Here is a 281-nt window from a genome sequence, read left to right as displayed (position 1 = left end):
CACGTCAACGTCGGCACGATTGGTCACGTGGACCACGGCAAGACGACGCTGACGGCTGCACTGACCAAGGTCGGCGCAGAGCGCTTCGGTGGCGAATTCAAGGCGTATGACGCGATCGACGCGGCGCCGGAAGAGAAGGCGCGCGGCATCACGATTTCGACGGCTCACGTCGAATACGAATCGCCGAACCGTCACTACGCCCACGTGGATTGCCCGGGCCATGCTGACTACGTGAAGAACATGATCACGGGTGCCGCGCAGATGGACGGCGCGATCCTGGT

At 63.0% G+C, this 281-nt stretch carries 1 protein-coding gene; it reads left to right on the top strand.

The window, feature by feature from the left end:
• Positions 1-281: GTP-binding protein (locus tag ISP20_RS21475; RefSeq protein WP_239536281.1), on the top strand; the 281-nt coding region annotated here is incomplete at both ends.

Source organism: Dyella kyungheensis (assembly GCF_016905005.1).
In the GTDB taxonomy this organism is placed as follows: Bacteria; Pseudomonadota; Gammaproteobacteria; order Xanthomonadales; family Rhodanobacteraceae; genus Dyella; species Dyella kyungheensis.
This window is presented reverse-complemented; position numbering and strand designations above follow the sequence as displayed.